Here is a 21664-nt window from a genome sequence, read left to right on the forward strand (position 1 = left end):
CGCACGCGCGCGGGCGTGACAATACCGAATGGTCGGTGCAACTGCTATTCGACAGGGCCGTGTGCTCACTCCGTGTTTCGCGGATTACTCGGGTGGTACGCGGTGTCGTATGCACCGGGGTTCGCGTCGATCCGATCGGGGTTGATGCGTCCGGCGAGCAACATAAAATCGAGCACTGTACAGTGTAACATCGCTTCGACCACCGGCACTGCCCGGGGTGGAAGGACGGGGTCGTGGCGGCCCACGACTTGGACTTCCTTCTCTTCGCCCGTCTCCCAGTCGGCCGACCGCTGCTTCTTCGGGATCGACGTCGGTGCGTGCCACGTCGCCTCGCCGTAGATCGGCTCGCCGGTGGTGATACCACCCTGGAGTCCGCCGTGGTCGTTCCCGACCGGAACCGGATCGCCCTCCTCGCTCACCACGTGGTCGAACGACTCGCCGTCGTCGAACGTCCAGTCCTCGTTTCGGTCGCTGCCGGCGACGTCGGACACCGCTCTGCCGAGTCCGTACTCCACCGCGGTCGTCGCGGGGATGGAGAACAGCGCCTGTCCGAGGCGAGCGGGGAAGCTATCGAACCGTGGCGCTCCGAGCCCACGGGGTACGCCCCGGCACTCGAAGTAGATCGAGCCGCCTATCGAGTCACCGCGCTCTTGATACGTCTCGATAAGCGACTGCATCTCGGCGGCCGCCTCGGGGTCTGCACAGCGCACGTCGTTCTCTTCGGACCGTTCGAGCAGCTGCTCGAAGCTCACCTCGTCGGCGCGAACGTCACCGATCTGGTTGACGTGGGCTTTGATCTGCACGTCGTACTCGGACGCCTCGAGCACCTGTTCTGCGACTGCACCAGCGGCGACCCAGTTCACCGTCTCGCGCGCCGACGAGCGGCCGCCGCCGCCCCAGTTGCGGGTGCCGAACTTCGCGGAGTACGTGTAATCGCCGTGTGACGGTCGCGGCGCGGTGACGTACGGCTCGTACTTTCCAGAGCGGGCGTCTTTGTTCTGGATCACCATCCCGATCGGGGTGCCGGTGGTGTAGCCGTCTTGCACCCCGGAGTTCACCGTCACCTCGTCGGGCTCGCCGCGTGAGGTCGTTATCATCGACTGGCCCGGCTTTCGTCGATCGAGCTGTGCCTGGATGGCCGCTTCGTCCAGTTCGACGCCAGCGGGGACGCCGGAGACGGTGACACCCATGGCGTCGCCGTGACTCTCGCCGTAGGTCGTCAGCTGAAAGAGTCGGCCGAACCGATTCCCGTTCATACGAGTGCGTGGGTCCGAGGGCATATAGTGGTTGCAATCTGGTGGCGGACCGATGCGATTTGGCGACGGGCGACTGCGATTCGGTGGTGGATTGACGTGATCACGCGGCGCGTCGCTCGCGCATCCGACGGAACCGACGGCGGTTTACTGCTGCCCGTCGTCTCGTTGGTCATGCGCGAGTGGCTCACATCGGACCTCGGCGTCTACCTCCTCTCCGGGCTCTTCTCGCTCGTCGTCTTCCTTGGAGCCCTCGGTGTCCTCTCGGTCTCTCTCCCGGACGGACTCGGTCGACGACGAACCGCCGGCCTCGTCGTCGGGTACCTCCTCTTCGTCGTCGTCTACACGATTGCGTGGTACATCTACGCCGGTATCGACGCCCGCGAGCAGATCTGAGGCGGCCCGACGCGCAACCGCCACGCTTTATTAATGGCACCGAGTACCCGCGACATGGACCAGTTGCGGCAGTCGCTCCTCGACGCGCCGATCATCGAGAAAGGCGAGTACCAGTACTTCGTCCACCCGATAAGCGACGGCGTCCCGATGCTTGAGCCGGAGCTCCTCCGTGAGATCGTCATCCGGATCATCCGGAAGGCCGAACTCGAGAACGTCGACAAGATCGTCACTCCCGCCGCCATGGGGATCCACATCTCGACCGCGCTCTCGCTCATGACCGACATCCCGCTCGTCGTGATCCGCAAGCGGCAGTACGGACTCGACGGCGAGGTTCCGTTGTTTCAAGAGACCGGGTACTCCGAGTCGGAGATGTACATCAACGACGTCGAGTCGGGCGACCGGGTCCTCGTGCTCGACGACGTGCTCTCTACGGGGGGGACGATGAAGGCGATCTTGGACGCACTCACCGACGAGGTCGGTGCCGACGTCGTCGACGTCGTTGCAGTCATCAAGAAGGCCGGCGAGAACGAGCTCGACGCTACCGACTACGACGTGAAGACGCTCATCAACGTCTCCGTCGACGACGGCGAAGTCGTCGTCGCCGACGCCCTCGGCGACGGATAGGGGCAGACGTCGCGGTAGGTGGGAGGCGCGTCGATGGCTAGGGGCGTCGCGCGGCTGGGACGTCTCGTGGCTGCGGCCGTCGCGTGGCTGGGACGTCGCGTATGGCGCACCGAACGCAGGAGGCTTTTGCGTCGCCGGACCGACGATCGAGACACATGTCGCGTGCGTTGTTCGTCGTGAGCGAGGAGGGGTACTGGGCCGAAGAGTGTATCGAGCCGTTGACGACGCTCGAAGACGCCGGCGTCGAGGTGACGGTCGTGACGCCGTCGGGTTCCGCCCCGGTCGTCGACGAGCGGTCGCTCGATCCCGACGACGTCGGCGAGGAGGCCGCCGATCGCTTTCGTGACGTCCACGAGAGCCACCCGGTGCTGCGCGATCCGGAGCCGATCGCGACGGTCGAGGCCGCCAACTACGACGCGGTCGTCTTCCCCGGTGGACACGGTACGGTGTGGGACGTCACACAGGACCGACACGCGCGGCAGCTGCTGCTCGATACGGTCGCCGGCGACGAGGGCGTCGCGCTCGTCGTCTGTCACGCGGTCGGAATCCTGGCGTTCACCCGAGAGGCCGACGGGAGCCACCTCGTCGAGGGGCGGTCCGTGACCGGATTTCCGAACGCCTGGGAGGAGGGCATCGTCGACGAGTACGACCGCCTCCCGGACGGTCGCAAGCTCCCGTACTGGGTCGAAGACGAGGTACGACTGGCGGGTGGCGAGTGGGACGCCGAGCTCGACGCCGACACGAGCGTCACCGTCGACGGCGACCTGATCACGGCTCGGGGACCGCCGTCTTCGGCGGCCGCCGCGGCGACGCTGCTCGAACGGCTGTGAGTCCGGTGGCCGTGGCTATCGGATCACGAACGTCGGCTCGGCCACCCGTTCACAGCGACACGCTGGACAGCGCGAGGGGGCGTTCATCGGGTCGTCGAAGCCGTCGAAGCCGCAGTCGCGACACGTCGGTGGTGAGACGAGCACCGACTCGTCGCCGTCGACCGACCGAGCGACGTGTTCAAGGTGTTCGTACACCGTCGACGGCGGAAGCGACAGCGCCGCGCCGAGTTCGGCAGCCGTCGCCGGACTCGCTCTGAGTTGGTCGGCGATCTGCTGGCGGGTCGTCTCCATACCCGCTCGTCGTGACCGACCGAGTTAATCACAACGGCCAGCTATCACACCTGATCGGTGGTGTGCTCACCGTGTGCTCAGATACGAATCAAGACGAGCAACCACGTGCGGCACATCGGCACACCGAGACACTACTGACAAACTCAGTTGTGGCGCGCGCCTCGCAGGCCGCCGAAGGCGGGCTCGCGAGCGCGCGCGAGGGATGAGCGAGGGAGCGACGCGACCGAGCGAATCGGCTGGGGAGGGTGTGGCCAATTGGTGTCCGGGTGCCGTGGAGTCGTCTCGGTCACAACACTACCGCGCACGTACGAGGGCGAATCGGCCCGGGAGGGTGTGGCTGAAAGAGGTGTCCGGGTGTCGCACGGTCGTGTCGGTTGCACTCACACCGCTATATACGTATTGGGGAGGGGGTGGCTGTAAGGAGTGTCCGTGCGTCGTGCAGTCGTGTGATTCCTGTGTGCGCGACCGACGAGGCATACACACGTCGCCACGGTGCACCCTCGCCGCCGTGAGCCGATGACTACCACCCAACAGGCTCCGGACACTACGTTTGACCACGTCCTCCCCAGCCGATTCGCTCGGTCGCGTCGCTTCCTCGCTCATCCCTCGCACGCGCTCACGGACACGCCTCCGGCGGCCCGTGAGGCGCGCGCCATAGCTGATTGACATCCTCCCGGCGCTGAAGCGCGAGGCTTCCTCCCCGATTCCCCGTGAGGGAGTTGAACACATTGTGTCGTACCGCACACAGACACGACAGCCGACTGAGTCGAACACAAGAAGTATGACGGGGGCCCGTGAGGGTGGTGGTATGAAAGCAGTGGTACTTGCCGGCGGGTACGCCACCCGACTGTGGCCGATCACGAAAGACCGCCCCAAGATGTTCCTCCCGGTGGGTGAACAGACCGTGATCGACGCAATCTTCGCCGACCTCGAGGCCGACGACCGCATCGACGAGGTGTTGGTCTCGACGAACGAACGATTCGCCGAGACGTTCGAGTCGTACATCACCGAAAGCGACTTCGAGAAACCCACGCTCTCGATCGAAGAGACCGTCGAAGAAGACGAGAAGTTCGGCGTCGTCGGCGCGCTCGCCCAACTCGTCGACAGAGAGGGCGTCGACGACGACCTCGTCGTCGTCGCCGGCGACAACCTGATCAGCTTCGACATCGCCGAGTTCGCCGACTTCTTCGAGACGAAGGGGACGCCGACGCTGGCGGCGTACGACGTCGGCTCGCTCGAGCGCGCGACGTCGTACGGACTCGTCGAACTCGACGGCGACCGCGTCGTCAACTTTCAGGAGAAGCCGGACGACCCCAAGAGCACGCTAGTCTCGATCGCGTGTTACGGGTTCCCCGCGGAGACGCTTTCAGACCTCGAGACGTACCTCGCTGACGACAACAACCCGGACGAGCCCGGCTGGTTCCTCCAGTGGCTGCAGTCGCGCGAGGCCGTCCACGCGTTCACCTTCGACGGCGCGTGGTACGACATCGGCACCGCAGAGAGCTACCTCGACACCGTCGAGTACGCGCTCGACGGGGAGCCGCTGATCGCCGACGATGCCACCGTCGAGAACGCCGACCTCGGCGACGTCGTCCACGTCATGTCGGGCGCAGAAGTCACCGACACCACGCTCGAACGCGCCGTCGTCTTCCCGAACGCGACGATCACCGACAGCGAGGTGCGAAACGCCGTCGTCGACGAACACGCCGTCGTAGAGTCACTCGACATCGCTGGCGCCCTCATCGGGGCGTACACCTCGATCACCGACGGCGAGGACTTCTGAGACCCCGTCTCGACCGTCTTACGTCCTCTAGTGCCGTTTCAGGCGTGAACACGCAGGCTCGGCGACCCAGACTCGAACGCTCTGGTTCGAACAGTTAGGACCGGTCGGACGGCTCCACGGCGTCCGTCGGTCCGTCGGCCGCGTCGACCACGTCCCGGCTCATCGCGTCGGCTCGCGGTGCGTCCCTCGTCGACGTCTCGTGAGTGTGATGATAACAGTCGAGCGCCGGGGCACCCTCGGCGGTCGCCGGGTGAAAACACACGCGCCGGTAGCGCTCGTTGTCGAGGAGGTTGACGAGGAAGCCGTCGGCGTGTCGCGACACCGACTCGTACTCGTCGCCGCAGGCCGGACACGTCGCCGGCGGATCGTCTGGAACGAACATGTGAATGCGTCTGACGAGCCGTTGTACTGGCCCCGTGGACAAAACTCACTCGGCGGTCGTGTTCGAGGTCCAACACACTGGCACCGACCTCACAGCTCGTGTCCGTCGGCGAGGAGTCGCTCACGGACGGCGTCGCGGTCGACCGTTCCCGAGACGGTTCGTGGGATCGCCTCGGCGTACGTGACCGTCTTCGGTCGTTTGAAGCCGGCGAGTCGCTCTCGAACGAACGCGCGTATCGACTCGTCGTCGAGCGAGTCGGCGGCTCCGTCGGCTGCGAGGAGTGCCGCGACCCGTTCGCCCCACTCGTCGTCGTCGAGTCCGACGACGGCGGCTGCTGCCACGTCCGGGTGTGCGGTGAGCACCGCCGCCACCTCGCCCGGATCGACGTTCTCTCCGCCGGAGAGGATGCGGTCGTCGAGACGGCCGAGTACCGTCAGCGACCCCGTCTCGTCGAGACGCCCGACGTCACCGGTGTGGAAGCCGTGTGGCCCGAACGGCCCCCCACGCTCGTCGTCGATCAGGTACCCAGGCGTGATCGTCGGTCCGCTGACGACGATCTCTCCGGCGTCGCCCCGTTCGACGGGATCGCCCTCCCCGTCGACGATCGTCACGGTCGTGCCAACCAGCGGGCGTCCGACGGTCCCCGGTCGCTCACGGGTGAGCGCCGGCGTCGCAGTCGTCACCTGCGAGGCCGCCTCGGTCATCCCGTAGGTCGGATACACCGGCACGGCGCGCTCGTGACACCGCTCGATCAGCGTCTCGCTCGCCGGTGCGCCACCGAGCAGCACGACGCGCAGCGAGTCGGCTAGTGTGTCGTGATCCGCGAGCATGCGGCGGAGCATCGTCGGGACGAGCGAAACGAGGGTGACGTCGTGACGCTCGAGGTCGGCGACGACACCGTCGGCGTCGAACCCAGCCCGGAGCACGACCGTCGTCCCGTACAGTGCCGAGCGGTACACCGGGGCGAGCCCGCCCATGTGGTGTACCGACAGGGTCACGAGCCACCGATCGGCCGGGTCGAGCCCCAACCGGAACGCCGAGGCGACCGCCGACGAGAAGACGTTCCCGGCGGTGAGCGGCACCGGTTTCGGCGCCCCGGTCGTCCCGGAGGTGAACAACACACACAGCGGGTCGGTGAGTGACCACTCGTGTGGCTGCCGGACGCTCGACTCGCGGGTCGTACTCCCCTCCTCCGCTCGATCCGGGGCCGCGTCGTCTGCGGCCGCACTGGACGGCTCGTTGAGGGTGTAAAGCGGGAGCGTGTCGACCGCGGCGGTGGCTCGCGCTCGCGTCGCGTCGGTACACGCGGCCGCGTCGAGCTCGACACGGGCCAGTCGGTCGCGGGCCTCGCGGTCGGTCAGCGTCTCACCGATAGGCACGAACACGGCCCCGAGTCGCAGTGCTGCGTGGACGAGCACGAGGGTTCCGACCGTCGATTCGGTGAACACGCCGAGTCGGTCGCCGGCACTCACGCCCCGGGTCGCGAGTCGGTCGGCCACCGCCGTGACCCGATCGTCGAGCGACCGGTAGCTCCAGCGGGCGCCGTCTGCAGCCCGGATTAGCGCCGGCCGATCCGGCGTTATGACGGCCCTGTGTGCGACGGGGTCGTGCATCAACGCGCGGTTCGTCGGTCCGCCGGTCGCTCACGCATCGTCCGACTGTCGGACCGTAAGCACTGGAACGTCGGCAGTCCTGACAACTCGCTCCGTCACGCTCCCGAGGAGGTATCGGTCGAGCCCCTTCCGGCCGTGCGTCCCCATCACGATCATGTCGATGCCGTTCTCGTCGGTGTAGTCGAGGATCGACCGGTATGCGGTGCCGCTCGTCACCGTCGAGTCGACGTCGACGCCGGCGTCCGCGGCGGCCGCAGTGACGCGCTCTGTCGCCGACTCGCCCTCCTCTTCGAGCGCTTCGACGACGATCTCCGAGCCCGCCTCGAGCGTCGAGTAGGCGGTTCCGTCGACGACGTAGAGGGCGTGAAGCGTGGCGTCGTACTGTGCGGCGAGGTCGATGGCGTGGTCTATTGCGGCGTCCGAGGCTGGACTCCCGTCGGTCGGCACGAGGATGTCGTCGTACATCACGCCGAGATGTACGCTCGGTGGCAAATAAAAACCGATCCTCTGTGCCCGGATCCCGGGGTGCGCCCCGGTTGGAGTCGGGTGCGCCCCGGTTGGAGTCGGGCCCGCCCCGATGGGCAGCGGCCACGCGACGGATCACGTCACCGGAATCCCATCGCTTCGATCTGTTCTTGATACCGATTCCGGATGGTGACCTCGGTGACCTGGGCGACGTCTGCGACCTCACGCTGGGTTTTCTTCTCGTTACACAAGAGCGAGGCGGCGTAGATCGCAGCGGCCGCGAATCCGGTCGGGGACTTCCCCGAGAGCAGTCCCTGTTCGGCCGAGACGTCGATGATCTCCGTCGCCTTCGACTGCACCTCCTCTGAGAGCTGCAACGAGGAGGCGAATCGCGGCACGAACTGCTTCGGGTCGACCGGCTTGAGCTCCAGGCCGAGCTCCTGTGAGATGTACCGATACGTCCGACCGATCTCTTTTTGTGGCACGCGCGACACCTCCGCGACCTCGTCGAGTGAGCGGGGGATACCCTCCTGTCTGCAGGCGGCGTACAGCGCGGCGGTCGAGACGCCCTCGATAGAGCGGCCGCGAATCAGGTCCTCGTCGAGCGCGCGGCGGTAGATGACCGAAGCGACCTCGCGAACCGATCGGGGCACGCCGAGCGCGCTCGCCATGCGGTCGACCTCGGAGAGCGCGAACTGAAGGTTGCGTTCGCCGGCATCCTTCGTACGAATTCGTTCCTGCCACTTGCGCAGCCGGTGCATCTGTGACCGCTTGTTCGAGGAGATAGAGCGACCGTAGGCGTCTTTATCCTTCCAGTCGATGGTCGTCGTCAACCCCTTGTCGTGCATCGTCTCCGTGATCGGCGCGCCGACGCGCGACTTCGACTGCCGCTCCGAGTGGTTGAACGCCCGCCACTCGGGTCCACGGTCTATCGTTTGTTCGTCGAGCACGAGTCCACAGTCTTCACAGATCAGCTCCTGGTCGGCGTCGGTGACGATCTCACTCGACTCACACTCCGGGCACGTTATCGCCGCTTCGTCCGATTCCTGCTCCGTATTCCGCTCCTGCTGGCGCTGCCGGCTCGGACGTTCCATATAAGCGTTCTGGTTACTCCCCTATTTAAGACTTGTCCGAAAATATCGAACATCTGGTGCGTCGCGTGCCGCTCGCGAAGCGCTTTTGTGCCACTGCCGGGTGCTGGTGATATGTTCGGCTTCACCACTCCGTCCCGTTTCGACCGGTCGCGTCCCGTCGACTCCGGCCGGGTCCATGTTCTTCTTCGGCCCGTACGGAACAGCAACGGCCGCCTCGGACTCGGTCGGTGAGATGCCCACGAAGCGATCGCTGGCGGCGAAGCTCGGCGTCGTCGCCGGCTTCGACTCCCCGCGTGCAGCCCTCGAACAGTACCACACGCCGCCCGAACTCGCCGCCCACGTCGTCCACCTGGCGGACCTCCACGGCGACGTGGACGGGCGCACCGTCGTCGACCTCGGCACCGGCACGGGGATGCTCGCACTCGGGGCCGCCCTCCGTGGACCGGCCCGCGTGATCGGCCTCGAACTCGACCGCGCCGCCCTCGAGACGGCTCGCACGAACGAGCGCCGCGTCGCTGCTAGCGCACCGATCCACTGGGTCCACGCCGACGCGACGCGGTCGCCGGTCGCGCCGGCCGAGCCGGTCACGCTCGTGATGAACCCGCCGTTCGGCGCACAGAACAGCAATCGTCACGCCGACCGCCGGTTTCTCGAGACGGCGAGCGACCTCGCTGCGGTCTCGTACTCCGTGCACAACGCCGGCAGCGAGTCGTTCGTCGATGCGTTCGTTGCCGACCACGGCGGCGGCGTGACCCACGCGTTCGCGGCCACGCTCGACGTCGACGCGCAGTTCGCCCACCACACCGAGGAGACGCGCGCGCTCGACGTCGAGGTGTTCCGGATCGAGTGGGCGTGAATCCGGTCTCTCCCGGACGCAGGAACTGTCACAGACCGGTCAGCGACCACGTCGTCCCTCGTACTGCTCTCTCTCGGCGACCCGCACCCGTGTGTCGCCACGGACGGCGTGTATCACGCCGCCGGTGCGACTGAACGTCACGCCACGAAGCGTCACCGACTCGCTCGGGTCCGGGACCGTCGCCCGCTCGGTCGACCCCTCGTGGTCGACGCGGAGTTCGAACCCTCGGTCGGTCGCTGCGATCGAGACGGTTCGACCGTCGACGCGCGCCTCCGCGCTGGCCGGATCGCTCACGAAGAGCGTCGACCGCTCGCGTTCGTGGGCGGCCACGACGCGGTAGGTCGGATCACCGCCCAGTGTGACCCACCCGGACCGCCGAATCGACACTGTCTCGCGCCACCCCGTCCCGCCGACGGCGACCCGTCGTTCGCCCCAGTAGGCGAGTGCCCCCCTCGAGACGGCGGTCGTCCAGATCGCCCGGTCGGGGTTCGCGACGATCACTCCAGAGGTCTGCACCGCAGTCGTTCGGCCGAACGCCTCGACGTCGACGACGCTCACGACCCGGTCGTCGACGTCTTCGGCGTACGTCACCTCGTACCCGTCGACCTCGATCGGGTCGCCGGGGAGGTCGCCGTCGGCGACCGTCACGAGGTTCGGCACGATGCCCGGCCCCGCGAGCCCGCCCAGCGTCGCGACGAGCAGCAGCGTGCCGACAGCGACGGGCGTCGCCGACGCGAGCCGTCCCCGGAGCGTCTCGGGCGCAGCGGCTGCGCGGTCCGGCCAGAGTGGCTCGTCGTGGCCGGTCGCTGCGACGGCGACGATCGCCGCGAGCACGACGACCGACCCGAGACCGATCGCGCGGTACAGCTCGTACTGCTCATTGCCGAGGTACCAGTACACCGCCCACAGACGCCGGGAGGCACCGAAGAACGACACGGCGAGGAACACGACGATCGCGGGGTGCCGAACGGGACCGAACCCGGGATCCGTCCCGCGCCTGCGCCCACCAGGTTCGTGCTCGCTCCCATCGAGGGTCTCGACGTCGTCCTCGCCGGTGCGTCGCGAGCGCCGCAGCCACACCGCGGCGAGCACGCCGGCGACGAGCCCCAGTGCGTGTCCTTGTATCGCCACGTTCGCCCAGCCCGGCGGTCCGAACGAGGGCGTCGCCTCCGCGAACTCGACCGGGGCCCGGAGCGTCTCGTACCCGACGTACGCGAGTGTCACGCCCGAGAGCGACGCGAGCGTGCCGACCGGGTACCACACCAGCGCGAAGCCCCAGAGCGCGAAGACGACTCCAGAGAACCCGATCACGGGTCCCAAGACGAACAGCGCAGAGAGCACGCCGAACCCGACCGTAGCGAGCGGGAAGACGACGACCGCCCGGGCGAGCGGCGACGTACGAAGCGTCGCGTGAACCCTCGCGACCCACGAGGTGCCCGTCGCTTCCCGTTCGGGTGTGGTCGAGTCGGATGCGGTCGAGTTGGCGGTCGAGTCGGGTGCGGTCGAGTTGGCGGTCGCCCGCGGCGGATAGTGACCGAACGCGTGCTCTGCGAGCGTCCCCGCGACGATTGCCGACACCACGTTTCCGACGAGGTGGTCCCGGCTCGCGTGCGCGAACGACGACCAGAGGAGCCCCTCGGGGGCGGCGTACGACCACGCTCTGAACGGGATCACGACGGGATTCGACGGTGCTTCGATCCCGCGCTGGACGAACAAGTAGACGGCACAGACGAACGCGACGACCACCAGCGTTCCCCACGGCACGCCGTAGACGAGGCGCGAGCGCAGCCGATCGAGTGGCGTCGCGGGCCGGTCGAGCGCGGTGACCGCCGCGAGCGCGACCAGCGACGCGACGGCGGCGAACACCAGGTGGACGGCGTGAGCGGGCTCGCCCTCCGCGATCATAGTGCACGATGGGTTCGACGGATAATGAATACGCGGGTCAGCTCGACATACCGGCCGGCGGGTCAGCTCAGATCTTGTTCTCGGCGTCGTCGGCGAGTTCTTTCATTCGCTTGCCGACGCGGCCGGCCGGCGAGAACTCGTCTTCGCTCATGGCGTTCGCCAGCGCGTTCCCGAGGACGAACACCGCGTGTTTGTGCTCGCTCTTCGATTTGTGTACGTGTGAGGGGTCGACCTCGAGCTCGTCGTACGGGTCGAAGAGGTCGCTGTCGACGCTCTCGTGGGCTCTGAAGTGCTCCATGATCGTCACCATCTGCTCGTGGAGCTCGAGCAGCTCGTCTTTGTGCATGGAAGCACGTACGGGTGCGCGCCGCTAAAAGCGTTGTTGCGGCGGTCCGCGCCCTCGACGCCGGCCAGTTCGGTCAGAAGACGTACTCGTCTTCGTGCCCCATCATCCCCTCGCCTTCGAAGCCACCCGACTCCTCGTCGTCGATCGGTCCGCTCGTTTTGTACGCCTTGATACCCGTCGAGAGCAGCTCTTCGACGGCCTCCTCGCGGTTGAGAAACTCGCCTCGCTCGACCATCTGTGTGATCTGCATCTCGAGGTGTTCCGGCACAGTCATCTTCACCCGTGGCATTCTTTCGTGGGCGACTAACAGCATGGGGGATATAAATGTAGCGTCGAAGGCCGGTAAAGTGGAACATCTTGGTCGTACTTCAAAAACAAAATGTGCCGTAGTCGAAACGGTGGTGTGAACGTACCGAATACCGGTCGCACGACGGCGAGCGGTAAGCCTACGTCGCCGGGGAGCGTATCGATCACTATGACAGACTCTCAGGGTGCCGCCGTCGAGGACCACACCGACCTCTACCGCGAGTACGGTGCGGACCGGGTTCCACCGGGACAGCGCGAGACGGACACGTTTCCGGTGCTCTCGAAGAGTGGCACGCCATCGTGGGGGCCAGACGACGCACTCGAGGTGTGGGGGGCCGTCGACGAGCCGCTCACGCTGTCGCTCGAGGCGGTCCGCTCGCTCCCCGCGGTCACCCAGCGACAGGACTTCCACTGCGTCACCGGCTGGAGCAAACTCGACTGTCGGTTCACCGGCGTTCGGTTCGCCGAACTCACAGAGCGTGCCGGCGTCGACGACGACGCCGTACACGTGGTGTTTCACGCCCTCGACGGCTATACGACCGACCTGCCGCTGTCCGAGTGCACCCGCGAAAGCGTCCTGCTCGCGTACGGGTACGACGGCGACGACCTCCCGGCGGACCACGGTGGACCGCTCCGCGTCGTCACCCCACACAAGTACGCGTACAAGGGTGCAAAGTGGGTATCCGGCGTCGAATTCTGCACCGAACCCAAACGCGGGTACTGGGAGAAGCGCGGCTACAGCGACACCGCGAATCCCTGGAACGAAGAGCGATACAGCTGAGCAGCCGCCGCCGACGCCGGGATCCGGAGTTGACACCCTTAAGAGCCCTCGGCCCGGATCTGTCGTACATGGAACCGGCGCGCTCGACGTCGTCGCCGACGCTCGTCAGCCGCACGATCGCGGTCGAGGAGCCGGCGTTCGTCCCGACGTTCGACGCGCTACCGGCCCCGCGGACGACGTGGAGTGCACCGGACGACGCGCTCGTCGTCGGTGGAGGCACGGCGGCAACGCTCACCGCCAGTGGACCCGATCGGTTCACCGCCGTGCGGACGGCGGCCGAGAGGCTTTTTCGGACGGGCGACGTCCACGCGGGGACCGAAGCGGCCCGCCCTCGGCTGTTCGGTGGGTTCGCGTTTCACGCCGGAGCGTGCGCCACCGATCCGTGGACGACGTTTCCGGAGGCCCGATTCGTGCTGCCACGCGTCCAGGTCACCGTCGCCGACAACGGAACGTGGCTCACCGTCACTGACGTCGGTGAGGAGGCGGCACCCGCAGCCGTAGAGCGTCGGCTCGAAGCGGAGCGAGCACGGCTCGCCGGAGGCGTCTCCGACGGCTCCGTCCCCGACCGACCGGGGATTCGTGCTGGCCGACGCACGACGAGTAGAGCCGAGTGGCGCGAGAGCGTCACCGCCGCGACCGACCGGATTCGAGCGGGCGCGCTTCGGAAGGTCGTGCTCGCACAGGCGATGGAGACACAGCTGTCGGCCGACCTCCCCCGTGCGGCGACGCTCGCACGGCTCGCCGAGACGTACCCGGCCTGCCTCCGCTACGGCTTCGAGACCACGGGCGGCGAGAGCCTCTTTTTCGGTGCGACCCCCGAGCGACTCGTCTCGCTACGAGGGCGAACGGTCGAGACGGACGCCCTCGCGGGGACGACGGGACGGGGAGAGACCCCGGCCGAAGACGAGTGGCTCGCCGAGGAACTCCTCGCTGACCCGAAGAACGGGCACGAACACGAGCTCGTCGCCGAGACGATCCGCGAGCAGCTCGACCCGTACGCGGCGTCCATCGCCACCGGCGAGCGACGCGTGCGGCGGTTGGCGACGGTCCAACACCTCCACACGCCGATTACGGCCGAGTTGGCGGCCGACGGCCACGTCCTCGACCTCGTCGAGGCGCTCCATCCGACGCCGGCCGTCGGCGGGCTCCCCCCTGAACGCGCCCTCGAGACCATCCGCGACACGGAGCCGTTCGACCGCGGCTGGTACGCCGCACCTGTCGGCTGGATCGACGCCGCGGGTAACGGGACGTTCGCCGTCGCGATCCGATCGGCGGTCGCGAGTGAGCGACTCGCGACGCTCTTTGCGGGCGTCGGCGTCGTCGCCGACTCCGAACCGAACCGCGAGTGGGACGAGGTCCAGCTCAAGTACCGGCCGATACTCGACGAACTCGACCGCGATGCGGCCGCAGGCGGCGAGCTATTCGAGGGCCCGACGTCGTCGACGTCGGCAGGTGCAGGCGACCGGTCGTCCGGTGTGCACACCGACTGAGACCGCAGCGACAGTCACTGATACATCTTCAGCGGCTCGGCCTGTGTGCTCTCTTCGGTCGCCTGTCGCATGCGTTCTGCGAGCGCCTGTTTCGCGTTTCGGATCTCCGAGGCCTGCTCGACGAGCCCGTCCGTCGACGTCTCCGTGCCCGCGATCGGGTCGATGCCGTCGACGATCAGCCGACGGGCGGCCTCCGGGTCCGGGAACTGCGGGTCCGACTCGACGACGAGCCCGACGGCGTCCCGGTCCTGTTCGAGCGCCTCCGCCAGCATCGCCCCGGTCGGACCGGAGACGAGACCCGTTTCCGGCGGATCGGCGATCGACGCCCGTGTGAGGGCGTCGGCTCCGTCGCCCGTCGCCACGCCGTACAACGCGGGCGGCTCGTCGCCCTTCTCGCGACCGAGGCCGGTGAGGTAGATCGGAAACGCGCCGTGGTCGTCGAACCACTCCTCGAGACAGCCGGCTAACTCGTCGGCGGCCGTCGGCGTCACCGGGACGTCGCTGCGGAGCGCCAAGAGATCCCGTTCCATGTCGGCGTAGAGCCTGACGGGCGTCGAGAGCGACGTATCCGACTCGTGGTACACCGCCACCGGGGGGATGCGCTCGCCGTAGACGTTCGCGTAGTGGGTCATTCCGTAGGTGTCGATGAGGTGATCGGTCGCGATCTTCCCCACCAACCCGACGCCGGGGAACCCTTCGATCAGCGTCGGCGCGTCCAGTGAGACGTCCTCGTCGACGACCGAGATGGTTGCCATAGCTACAGGGTGTGCCGCCGTCGTCATTAAGCCGTGGGGGAGACGCCTCCGTCCCGAAACCGACTAACCCGGTGGGAGTGTACGGCGGCTATGAATCCACTCGAGCGGTACGAACCGCTCGTCGACGACCCGAGGGCGTTCCGGGCCGCCTGTGAGCAGCCGCTCCCCTCGGTCGTTCGCACGAACACCCTCCTCGTCTCGCCTGACCGGGTTCGTGAGGCGTTCGACGAGAGCGGCGTTCCGTACGAGCCCGTCGACTGGCACGAGGGGCTGTTCCGGCTTCCCGAGGGAAACCCCGGCCGCACCTGGCCGCACGTCCACGGCTGGACACACGGACAAGAGGAGGTGTCGACGCTCCCCGGCATCGCACTCGACGCACAGCCCGGTGACCGCGTCTTCGACGCCTGTGCGGCCCCCGGAAGCAAGACGACGCAGGTGGCCGCCGCGATGGACGACACCGGCACCCTCGTCGCCAACGACAACAACCTCGGCCGGCTGTCGGCGCTTCGACACAACGCCGAGCGCCTCGGCGTGACGAACACCATCGTGACGAACCAGGACGCCCGCAACTTCTCGACGAAGCCGCTCGCGTTCGACGCCTTCGACCGAGCGCTCGTCGACGCGCCGTGTTCGTGTGAGGGGACGTGTCGGAAGAACCCGGACGTGGTCGACGAGTGGACGCTCGACCACGTCCACGGCGTCGCGGGCATCCAGAAGGGCATCCTCACGCGCGCGGTGCAGGCGACCCGTCCCGGCGGCACCGTCGTCTACTCGACGTGTACGTTCGCGCCCGAAGAGAACGAAGCGGTGCTCGACCACGTGCTCGCCGCCGAGGCGTGTGAGCTCGTCTCCGTCGATCTCCCGCTCGAGACGGCTCCGGGCGTGACCGAGTGGGAAGACGAGACGTACGACCCAAGCGTCAGGCGCGCACACCGGATCTACCCGCACCACAACGACACCGGCGGGTTCTTCTGTGCGGTGCTCCGCGTCGGCGGTGCCGACGAGGGACGCGGTGGGGCCGACCGCGACGCGGAGGTGGCCTCGTGACCGACGGAGCCAACGACGGGAGTCGGTTCGACAGACTCCCCGCGACGCCGGCCGACCGCGAGGTTCCCGGTCGGGCCAGCCGCGAGGAGGTGCTCGACTGGTGGGAGACCCGCTTCGGGATCGGACGCGAGGTCCTCGGCGGCTACTCGTTCTGGGAGAAGGGCGCCGGGAAGGTGTGGGTGTTCAACGGCGAGGCGTCGGACCCGAGTCGGATCGAAGCGATCGGGACGACGTTCTTGCGGACCAGACAGGAGCACTGGAAGCCGACGACCCGTGCCGTGAGCCGGTTCGGCCGCCACGCCACGCATAACGTGGTGAAACTCGACGGCGAGCGCGCGAGCCGGTTCGTCGCCGGCGAGGACCAGCCGCTTCCTGCATGGGATGGCGACTGGGGGTACCTCATCGTCGCGCACCGGATCGCGGGTGGCGTCGAGCCGATCGGCGTCGGGCTCTACCTCCACGACGAGCTCCGATCGGTCGTTCCGAAGGGGAGCCGCGCCGACCTTCCGGTCGTCGAGCACTGACCGCGTCGGTGATCGTCCGTCGGCGCGCCCGCGGCTCACACCGACGTATCTGTGGCTGGGGGACGCGTGACGACGCTGACGACCGCGTACGTCCCCCACAGGAGCAGTCCGAGCAGGATGACGTACGAGCGGAGGTGTATCGGTACCAGCGCCTCGTGGACGATCTGTCCCTCGCCGGTGACCGGATGGGGTGCGCCAGCGACGATCTCCAGCAACCCGATCCCGACCGTACCTATCAGGAGGAGGCCGCCGCCCCCGTACAGTGCGATCCGTTCGAGTGTGGTGAGTTGTGTCATTGGTTTGGTCTCCGTTAGCCGATCAGGTACCGTAGCCGCGGGTGGTCGGTGACGATCGACGTCTCTGCGAGGTAGGCGTCGACACCGAGTACGCGTCCGGCGCCGAGCGTCGCGATCATCGCGAAGATGAGCAGCCCGAGCAGGTCACCGGTGATCACGCCGTGTGCCCAGCCACCGGTCTCACCGTTGATGAAATAAAAGAACATCATCAAAAACGCGCCGAAGAACGCGGCGAGCTTGGTGAGCGCACCCACCAACAGGCCGAGCCCGATCAGCACCTGGCCGACGGGTACCATGACGTTGGTAAACGCCAGCAGGGCACCGTCGGCAAACAGCGTCACCACCGGTCCGAGACTCGTCTGTGCGGCTGCACCGCCGACGAACCAGCTCGCGTCAAACGGCCACGCGAGGAACTTATCGAGCCCTGCGTGGAGGAACCACCAGCCGACGACGAGCCGCAGTACGACGAGCCAGTACGCCAGCCGTGACTCTGCGACTGGGAACGCGACGGGTCGTCCGAGCAACCGCGTATGAATGTCTGTGACCATGATTCGACAGCTGAAGCTCCACCGTGTGATAATAAATAATGCGGTCGAGATTGTCACAGGACAACAACGGCGAACGCGCGTGGCGATACCAGGCGGTCAGACCGTGTTTCAACGACGCTTCATAACGTCCTGTCGACGCCTCACTCCCGCTCCCTGACGGTTCCCCCACCGAGCCCCTCCCACTCGACGCGGTAGCCGAGCCACGAGAGCGTCGCGCTGACGTCGTCGATCCCGTGTTCGGCGAGTCGTGACTCGACCGTCGACAACGACATCCCCACCTCGACTGCCGACTCGAGCCGATCGAGCACGGCCGGTCGAACGAGTGTCCGCCCGACGCGCACGTGATCGGGAAATGAGACCGTCTCCAGTGCGTCCTCGCTCACCTCGTGTCGATCCGCGAGCGTCTCGAGGTCGACGACGTCGTCGTCGGGCGACAGCGCGTCGGGAAGCGTCTCGGCCGCCGCCTCGACGAGTGGCGTCTCGTACTCCTGGAGGACGTCGACGACGTCTTTGACCCGCACGGTGTCCGTGTACGGTATCACCCGGTGTTCGTGGGCGGCAATCTCCTCGCCGACACCGAGACTCTTGTCGACGGCGACGATGAGGTCGACGGCTTTGAGCTCCGCGAGCTGCTCGAGTTTCTTCTCGACGTACTCCGGCGTCCAGAATCCCATCACCTCGAAGTAGTACGTGACGTCTGCGTGGGCGTACTCGAACGAGAAGTCGGGGATCATCACCCGACTGCCGGTCGCGAGCGGGGCGGGCTCGCGAACCAGCGACCAGTCGAGGTCAAGCGCCCGAAACCGTCCGGCGAAGTCGGCTTCGACCCCGCTGTCGAACGACGGCTCCACCACGGGGTCGACGTCCGGCACCGAGACGTCGGCGTCGGTGAGCGTCAGCTCGCGCGTCGTCCCCCGGTCGTCGATCGTCGCCTTGAGCCGCCACTCGGCGGTACCCGCGACGGTCCGGAGCAGTCGGGCGAACGCGGTGCCGTACCGCCGGGTCCGCCGAAACAACGCGTCCGGGCCGGTGACGAGAAGCTCGCGGTCGCCGTCGTCGGTCACGCGGAGCTCGTACATGAGCCGGAGCCGCTTTACCGCGCTCACGAGCCGCTTCGGGTCGACCGACCGCACTCGCACCTCGGTGGCGTCGAACAGCGCGGTCTGTGCGAGCGAGAGGTTGTACTGTTCGAACAGCGCGTCGGGGTCGAATCGGACGCTCCCGTCGACGAGGACCTCGTTCGACTCGCGGTCCGCGTAGAGGTCCGCGTCGACGACGTCCGGCTCGACGCCCAACCGCGCCGCCGCTCTGTCGACCGCCCGTGCTCGCTCCGACGCCCCGGTGACGCCGACGGTCTCGGCCGCCTCGAAGGCGGCTCGCCGGACGCGCTCGGGCGGCACGGTCGCCTGCGGCTCGAAGGTGCACTCCCGCTCGACCAGCGCGGCGAGTCCACGGACGAGTTTGTAGTCGTCTGCGTCCGCCTCCAGCGTCTCGAGTCTGTCGGCGAGGGTCGCTCGTCGGTCGCCGACGGCCGCCTCGAACGCCCCGAGGACCCGCGCGGCGAGCGGCCGATGGGACCGGTCGACGAACGCGGGACGGTAGCCGCCACCGGCTCGCGAGACGCGAAGGTGGTCCTTCCGTAACACGGGCACCGATAGACGCTGCCCGGGTTAATACTCGACGACGGCAGGTCTCGCCCCCGGGTGCTCACCGTCGCCGGCGCGCCACCCGCTCTTCGGCCGTCTCCGTCGACACGACCTCGTAGAGCACGGCCCGTCCGCCGTCCGACTTCGGACGGAGGATCCGCCCCAGCCGCTGGGTGAACTCGCGCTCGCTGCCCGATCCGGAGAGGAGGACCGCGACGTTGGCGTCGGGGACGTCGACGCCCTCGTCGAGGACGTTCGCGGCGACCACGCGGGTGTACGTGCCGTCGCGGAACCGTTCGAGGATCGTTTGCCGCTCTGTCGCTCCGGTCTCTGCTGTGATAGCTGGGATCAAAAACCGCTCGGAGATTCGATACACCAGCTCCGTGTGAGCCGTAAAGACGATCACGCGGTCGTCGTGGTGACGGTCGAGGAGGTCGGCGAGTCGCTCGAGTTTCTGCTCGGCGTTCATCATGATCGACCTCGCGGCCGACTTCGCCAGCAGGGCCTCGCGAGCCCGCGGATCGGTCCCCGAGCGCATCACCAGCTTTCGGTAGTCCTCGCCGCTGGAGAAGGTGATCCCGGCCTCTCGAACGTACTTGAGGAACGTCTCTTGGTTCTCGTCGTACCGCTCGCGCTCTGCGGGCGTGAGCGACACCTCGATCCGACGGACGTCGTACGGCGCGAGGTGGTCGCCGGCGAGGTCGTCGGCGTCGAGCGCGTAGACCCGGTCCCCGACGAGGTCCGTGACCGCCTTGTGGGCGCCGTCGGGTCGCTCGAAGGTCGCCGTGAGCCCGAGGCGAGCCGGCGCGGCGAGTAGTCGGGCGACGTCGCGATATCCCTCCCCGCCGAGGTGGTGGACCTCGTCGAAGACGACGAAGCCGAAGGCGTCACCCACCGAGGCCGCCTTGCGGTACGCCGAGTCGTACGTCGACACCGTGATTGCCGCTCGCCGCTGCTCGCCGCCGCCAAATCGCCCGATCGGCACGTCGAACTCCGCGTCCAGCTCTTGCTGCCACTGCTCGAGGAGGTCGATCGTCGGGACGACGACGAGCGTCGGAACGCCTTCGTCGACTATCGCGCGGATCGCGACGACCGTCTTGCCGGCACCGGTCGGGAGCTCCACGACTCCCCGCTCGTCCGCGTCGTGCCAGGCGGCGAGTGCCGCCCGCTGGTACGCACGGAGCTCGTACGCGGTCGAGAGGTCGAGCTCGTCCGTGGGCTGTCGGTCCCACGACGAGACGCGGTCGTCGACCGCGACGCCGGCGACCGTCAGGGCTCGTCGGATCGCAGCATACTGGTGCGCTGGGGCTCGGCTCGTCTCAGACCGCGGATCCGCTTCGACCCCCGGCAGCGGCGGGAGCGACGGCTCGTCCGTCGCCTCGACGCGTATCGTGCCGGCCTCGTACGAGAGGCGGACGGTCATCAAGTGACGTTATCGACCGACTGATAAAGCGTCACCGCCTGTCGGGACCATGCGCGCAGCCGAACTCGACGCCGAACTCGCGGCGGTCGTCGACGAGCTCGAGGCGCTCGGGCTCCCGCCGTGGCACACGCTGTCCGTCGCGGCCGCGAGGCGACTCGAAGACGACGTGTTCTCGGGGCCGCCCGAACCGCCCGTCGCGGTCGTGCGCGACACGGCGTTTGCGGGACCACACGGAGACGTCCCCGTTCGCGTGTACCGACCGGAACGAGCGACGGACCCGGACGCAGACCCGACGCGATTGCTCGTCTACGTGCACGGCGGGGGGTGGACGCTCGGCACGCTCGACTCAGTCGACGGCCCCTGTCGAGAGCTCGCGACGCGGACCGAGGCCGTCGTCGTCTCCGTGGACTACCGGCTCGCACCGGAGCACCCGTTCCCGGTCGCCGTCGAGGAGGCCGCCGCGGCGGTCGAGTGGGCCGCGACGGTCGCTCCAGCCCTCGGTGCCGACCCAAGTCGAATCGGCGTCGCCGGCACCAGCGCCGGTGGGACCCTCGCCGTGGCGGCCGGACTACACGTCCGCGAGTTCGGCGGCCCCGCCCTCGCCGGTCAGTTCCTCCTCTACCCGATCGCGGGCCACGACTTCGAGACGGAGGCCTACGAGGAGAACGCCGACGGGCCGCTGCTCACCCGCGCCGATATGCGGTGGTTCTACGAGCAGTACCTGCGGAGTCCCGTCGACGCACACAACCCGTTCGCCGTGCCGCTCGCGGCGAACGACCTCGGCGGGCTCCCACCGGCGACCGTCGTCACCGCCGGCTTCGACCCGCTCCGCGACGACGGCGTCGCGCTCACCGACCGACTCGAGGCGGCGGGGACGCCGACGACACACCGGCACTACCCGGCGATGGCGCACGGCTTCTGTAGCCTCACCGACCGCGTCACGGTCGCTGACGAGGCGATGGCGGCCGTCGCCACCGACGTCCGCGAGCGGTTGTGAGCGACACCGGAGC

The 21664-nt window shown here is 67.8% G+C and carries 24 protein-coding genes; 10 read left to right on the plus strand and 14 right to left on the minus strand.

What is annotated here, in order from left to right; all coding sequences use genetic code 11:
- Positions 1 to 65 precede the first annotated feature (65 nt).
- On the minus strand, positions 66 to 1256 hold the full coding sequence (gene aroC / locus ACNTAO_RS02105; RefSeq protein ID WP_435160291.1) for a chorismate synthase: 1191 nt from the start codon (positions 1254 to 1256) through the stop codon (positions 66 to 68).
- A gap of 171 nt (positions 1257 to 1427) precedes the next feature.
- On the opposite strand from aroC, the gene ACNTAO_RS02110 reads away from it, so the two are divergent.
- The 3 genes from ACNTAO_RS02110 (at position 1428) to ACNTAO_RS02120 (ending at position 3103) form a co-directional block, all read left to right on the plus strand.
- Complete coding sequence (locus tag ACNTAO_RS02110; protein ID WP_435160292.1) at positions 1428 to 1649, plus strand: hypothetical protein; 222 nt, start codon at positions 1428 to 1430, stop codon at positions 1647 to 1649.
- A 54-nt stretch (positions 1650 to 1703) separates the two neighbouring features.
- The gene (gene hpt / locus ACNTAO_RS02115) at positions 1704 to 2273 is read left to right on the plus strand and encodes a hypoxanthine/guanine phosphoribosyltransferase (RefSeq protein WP_435160293.1); all 570 of its coding nucleotides are present in this window, start codon (positions 1704 to 1706) and stop codon (positions 2271 to 2273) included.
- Positions 2274 to 2428: 155 nt separating this feature from the next.
- Positions 2429 to 3103 (plus strand): DJ-1/PfpI family protein, encoded by a 675-nt coding sequence (locus ACNTAO_RS02120; protein ID WP_435160294.1) that lies wholly within the window; start codon positions 2429 to 2431, stop codon positions 3101 to 3103.
- Positions 3104 to 3118: 15 nt separating this feature from the next.
- Here ACNTAO_RS02120 and ACNTAO_RS02125 read toward each other — a convergent pair whose 3' ends face one another.
- Positions 3119 to 3394 carry a transcriptional regulator gene (locus ACNTAO_RS02125; RefSeq protein ID WP_435160295.1) on the minus strand — a complete coding sequence of 92 codons (276 nt, stop codon included), beginning with the start codon at positions 3392 to 3394 and terminating at the stop codon, positions 3119 to 3121.
- Positions 3395 to 4202: 808 nt separating this feature from the next.
- On the opposite strand from ACNTAO_RS02125, the gene ACNTAO_RS02130 reads away from it, so the two are divergent.
- Positions 4203 to 5177: a nucleotidyltransferase family protein gene (locus ACNTAO_RS02130; RefSeq protein ID WP_435160296.1), complete on the plus strand. Its 975-nt coding sequence runs from the start codon at positions 4203 to 4205 to the stop codon at positions 5175 to 5177.
- A gap of 94 nt (positions 5178 to 5271) precedes the next feature.
- Here the strand turns inward: ACNTAO_RS02130 and ACNTAO_RS02135 are convergent, their stop codons facing one another.
- The 4 genes from ACNTAO_RS02135 to ACNTAO_RS02150 form a co-directional block, all read right to left on the minus strand.
- Entirely contained in the window at positions 5272 to 5559 is a 288-nt protein-coding gene (locus ACNTAO_RS02135; protein WP_435160297.1) for a DUF8145 family protein, read from the minus strand.
- Between the two features lie 89 nt (positions 5560 to 5648).
- Positions 5649 to 7172: an o-succinylbenzoate--CoA ligase gene (gene menE / locus ACNTAO_RS02140; RefSeq protein WP_435160298.1), complete on the minus strand. Its 1524-nt coding sequence runs from the start codon at positions 7170 to 7172 to the stop codon at positions 5649 to 5651.
- A gap of 30 nt (positions 7173 to 7202) precedes the next feature.
- The gene (locus ACNTAO_RS02145; RefSeq protein ID WP_435160299.1) at positions 7203 to 7637 is read right to left on the minus strand and encodes a universal stress protein; all 435 of its coding nucleotides are present in this window, start codon (positions 7635 to 7637) and stop codon (positions 7203 to 7205) included.
- Positions 7638 to 7777: 140 nt separating this feature from the next.
- A complete protein-coding gene (locus tag ACNTAO_RS02150) occupies positions 7778 to 8731 on the minus strand; it encodes a transcription initiation factor IIB (protein ID WP_435160300.1) in 954 nt (317 codons plus the stop codon).
- A gap of 232 nt (positions 8732 to 8963) precedes the next feature.
- On the opposite strand from ACNTAO_RS02150, the gene ACNTAO_RS02155 reads away from it, so the two are divergent.
- Positions 8964 to 9587: an METTL5 family protein gene (locus tag ACNTAO_RS02155; protein ID WP_435160673.1), complete on the plus strand. Its 624-nt coding sequence runs from the start codon at positions 8964 to 8966 to the stop codon at positions 9585 to 9587.
- Between the two features lie 39 nt (positions 9588 to 9626).
- On the opposite strand, the gene ACNTAO_RS02160 is transcribed toward ACNTAO_RS02155, so the two are convergent.
- The 3 genes from ACNTAO_RS02160 to ACNTAO_RS02170 form a co-directional block, all read right to left on the minus strand.
- Complete coding sequence (locus ACNTAO_RS02160; protein WP_435160301.1) at positions 9627 to 11492, minus strand: rhomboid family intramembrane serine protease; 1866 nt, start codon at positions 11490 to 11492, stop codon at positions 9627 to 9629.
- A gap of 67 nt (positions 11493 to 11559) precedes the next feature.
- Positions 11560 to 11838 (minus strand): UPF0058 family protein, encoded by a 279-nt coding sequence (locus tag ACNTAO_RS02165; protein WP_435160302.1) that lies wholly within the window; start codon positions 11836 to 11838, stop codon positions 11560 to 11562.
- 73 nt (positions 11839 to 11911) lie between these two features.
- Positions 11912 to 12127, minus strand: a complete 216-nt coding sequence (locus tag ACNTAO_RS02170) for a DUF7120 family protein (RefSeq protein ID WP_435160303.1) — start codon at positions 12125 to 12127, stop codon at positions 11912 to 11914.
- A gap of 186 nt (positions 12128 to 12313) precedes the next feature.
- Here ACNTAO_RS02170 and ACNTAO_RS02175 point away from each other — a divergent pair, with 186 nt between their 5' ends.
- Positions 12314 to 12925 carry a molybdopterin-dependent oxidoreductase gene (locus ACNTAO_RS02175; RefSeq protein ID WP_435160304.1) on the plus strand — a complete coding sequence of 204 codons (612 nt, stop codon included), beginning with the start codon at positions 12314 to 12316 and terminating at the stop codon, positions 12923 to 12925.
- Between the two features lie 68 nt (positions 12926 to 12993).
- Positions 12994 to 14415: an isochorismate synthase gene (locus tag ACNTAO_RS02180; RefSeq protein ID WP_435160305.1), complete on the plus strand. Its 1422-nt coding sequence runs from the start codon at positions 12994 to 12996 to the stop codon at positions 14413 to 14415.
- A gap of 14 nt (positions 14416 to 14429) precedes the next feature.
- Here the strand turns inward: ACNTAO_RS02180 and ACNTAO_RS02185 are convergent, their stop codons facing one another.
- Positions 14430 to 15170: a proteasome assembly chaperone family protein gene (locus ACNTAO_RS02185; protein WP_435160306.1), complete on the minus strand. Its 741-nt coding sequence runs from the start codon at positions 15168 to 15170 to the stop codon at positions 14430 to 14432.
- Between the two features lie 90 nt (positions 15171 to 15260).
- Here ACNTAO_RS02185 and ACNTAO_RS02190 point away from each other — a divergent pair, with 90 nt between their 5' ends.
- Together ACNTAO_RS02190 and ACNTAO_RS02195 are read left to right on the plus strand one after the other, a co-directional pair.
- The gene (locus tag ACNTAO_RS02190; RefSeq protein WP_435160307.1) at positions 15261 to 16217 is read left to right on the plus strand and encodes an RsmB/NOP family class I SAM-dependent RNA methyltransferase; all 957 of its coding nucleotides are present in this window, start codon (positions 15261 to 15263) and stop codon (positions 16215 to 16217) included.
- Positions 16214 to 16741, plus strand: coding sequence for a DUF7122 family protein (locus ACNTAO_RS02195; protein WP_435160308.1), 528 nt, complete (start codon positions 16214 to 16216; stop codon positions 16739 to 16741). Before ACNTAO_RS02190 ends, ACNTAO_RS02195 begins: the two co-directional genes overlap by 4 nt.
- A gap of 35 nt (positions 16742 to 16776) precedes the next feature.
- Here ACNTAO_RS02195 and ACNTAO_RS02200 read toward each other — a convergent pair whose 3' ends face one another.
- The 4 genes from ACNTAO_RS02200 to ACNTAO_RS02215 all read right to left on the minus strand — a co-directional run bounded on the left by ACNTAO_RS02200 (position 16777) and on the right by ACNTAO_RS02215 (position 20654).
- Positions 16777 to 17037 (minus strand): hypothetical protein, encoded by a 261-nt coding sequence (locus ACNTAO_RS02200; RefSeq protein ID WP_435160309.1) that lies wholly within the window; start codon positions 17035 to 17037, stop codon positions 16777 to 16779.
- Positions 17038 to 17051: 14 nt separating this feature from the next.
- Positions 17052 to 17585, minus strand: coding sequence for a DoxX family membrane protein (locus ACNTAO_RS02205; protein WP_435160310.1), 534 nt, complete (start codon positions 17583 to 17585; stop codon positions 17052 to 17054).
- A 140-nt stretch (positions 17586 to 17725) separates the two neighbouring features.
- Entirely contained in the window at positions 17726 to 19231 is a 1506-nt protein-coding gene (locus ACNTAO_RS02210; protein ID WP_435160311.1) for a DUF790 family protein, read from the minus strand.
- Between the two features lie 61 nt (positions 19232 to 19292).
- Positions 19293 to 20654, minus strand: coding sequence for a DEAD/DEAH box helicase family protein (locus tag ACNTAO_RS02215; RefSeq protein WP_435160312.1), 1362 nt, complete (start codon positions 20652 to 20654; stop codon positions 19293 to 19295).
- A gap of 49 nt (positions 20655 to 20703) precedes the next feature.
- Here ACNTAO_RS02215 and lipP1 point away from each other — a divergent pair, with 49 nt between their 5' ends.
- Positions 20704 to 21651: a LipP1 family hormone-sensitive lipase gene (gene lipP1 / locus ACNTAO_RS02220; protein ID WP_435160313.1), complete on the plus strand. Its 948-nt coding sequence runs from the start codon at positions 20704 to 20706 to the stop codon at positions 21649 to 21651.
- Positions 21652 to 21664: the final 13 nt, after the last annotated feature.

This window comes from Halorubrum zhoui, from assembly GCF_051194155.1.
Lineage (GTDB): Archaea > Halobacteriota > Halobacteria > Halobacteriales > Haloferacaceae > Halorubrum.

Coding starts and splice junctions, on each gene's coding strand:
- ACNTAO_RS02180 (WP_435160305.1), top strand. CDS start 12,994: ATGGAACCGGCGCGCTCGACGTCGTCGCCGACGCTCGTCAGCCGCACG.
- lipP1 (WP_435160313.1), top strand. CDS start 20,704: ATGCGCGCAGCCGAACTCGACGCCGAACTCGCGGCGGTCGTCGACGAG.
- ACNTAO_RS02200 (WP_435160309.1), bottom strand. CDS start 17,037: ATGACACAACTCACCACACTCGAACGGATCGCACTGTACGGGGGCGGC.
- ACNTAO_RS02205 (WP_435160310.1), bottom strand. CDS start 17,585: ATGGTCACAGACATTCATACGCGGTTGCTCGGACGACCCGTCGCGTTC.
- ACNTAO_RS02150 (WP_435160300.1), bottom strand. CDS start 8,731: ATGGAACGTCCGAGCCGGCAGCGCCAGCAGGAGCGGAATACGGAGCAG.
- aroC (WP_435160291.1), bottom strand. CDS start 1,256: ATGAACGGGAATCGGTTCGGCCGACTCTTTCAGCTGACGACCTACGGC.
- ACNTAO_RS02175 (WP_435160304.1), top strand. CDS start 12,314: ATGACAGACTCTCAGGGTGCCGCCGTCGAGGACCACACCGACCTCTAC.
- ACNTAO_RS02215 (WP_435160312.1), bottom strand. CDS start 20,654: ATGACCGTCCGCCTCTCGTACGAGGCCGGCACGATACGCGTCGAGGCG.
- ACNTAO_RS02120 (WP_435160294.1), top strand. CDS start 2,429: ATGTCGCGTGCGTTGTTCGTCGTGAGCGAGGAGGGGTACTGGGCCGAA.
- ACNTAO_RS02185 (WP_435160306.1), bottom strand. CDS start 15,170: ATGGCAACCATCTCGGTCGTCGACGAGGACGTCTCACTGGACGCGCCG.
- ACNTAO_RS02125 (WP_435160295.1), bottom strand. CDS start 3,394: ATGGAGACGACCCGCCAGCAGATCGCCGACCAACTCAGAGCGAGTCCG.
- ACNTAO_RS02165 (WP_435160302.1), bottom strand. CDS start 11,838: ATGCACAAAGACGAGCTGCTCGAGCTCCACGAGCAGATGGTGACGATC.
- ACNTAO_RS02135 (WP_435160297.1), bottom strand. CDS start 5,559: ATGTTCGTTCCAGACGATCCGCCGGCGACGTGTCCGGCCTGCGGCGAC.
- ACNTAO_RS02160 (WP_435160301.1), bottom strand. CDS start 11,492: ATGATCGCGGAGGGCGAGCCCGCTCACGCCGTCCACCTGGTGTTCGCC.
- ACNTAO_RS02190 (WP_435160307.1), top strand. CDS start 15,261: ATGAATCCACTCGAGCGGTACGAACCGCTCGTCGACGACCCGAGGGCG.
- ACNTAO_RS02110 (WP_435160292.1), top strand. CDS start 1,428: ATGCGCGAGTGGCTCACATCGGACCTCGGCGTCTACCTCCTCTCCGGG.
- ACNTAO_RS02130 (WP_435160296.1), top strand. CDS start 4,203: ATGAAAGCAGTGGTACTTGCCGGCGGGTACGCCACCCGACTGTGGCCG.
- hpt (WP_435160293.1), top strand. CDS start 1,704: ATGGACCAGTTGCGGCAGTCGCTCCTCGACGCGCCGATCATCGAGAAA.
- ACNTAO_RS02155 (WP_435160673.1), top strand. CDS start 8,964: ATGCCCACGAAGCGATCGCTGGCGGCGAAGCTCGGCGTCGTCGCCGGC.
- ACNTAO_RS02145 (WP_435160299.1), bottom strand. CDS start 7,637: ATGTACGACGACATCCTCGTGCCGACCGACGGGAGTCCAGCCTCGGAC.
- menE (WP_435160298.1), bottom strand. CDS start 7,172: ATGCACGACCCCGTCGCACACAGGGCCGTCATAACGCCGGATCGGCCG.
- ACNTAO_RS02170 (WP_435160303.1), bottom strand. CDS start 12,127: ATGCCACGGGTGAAGATGACTGTGCCGGAACACCTCGAGATGCAGATC.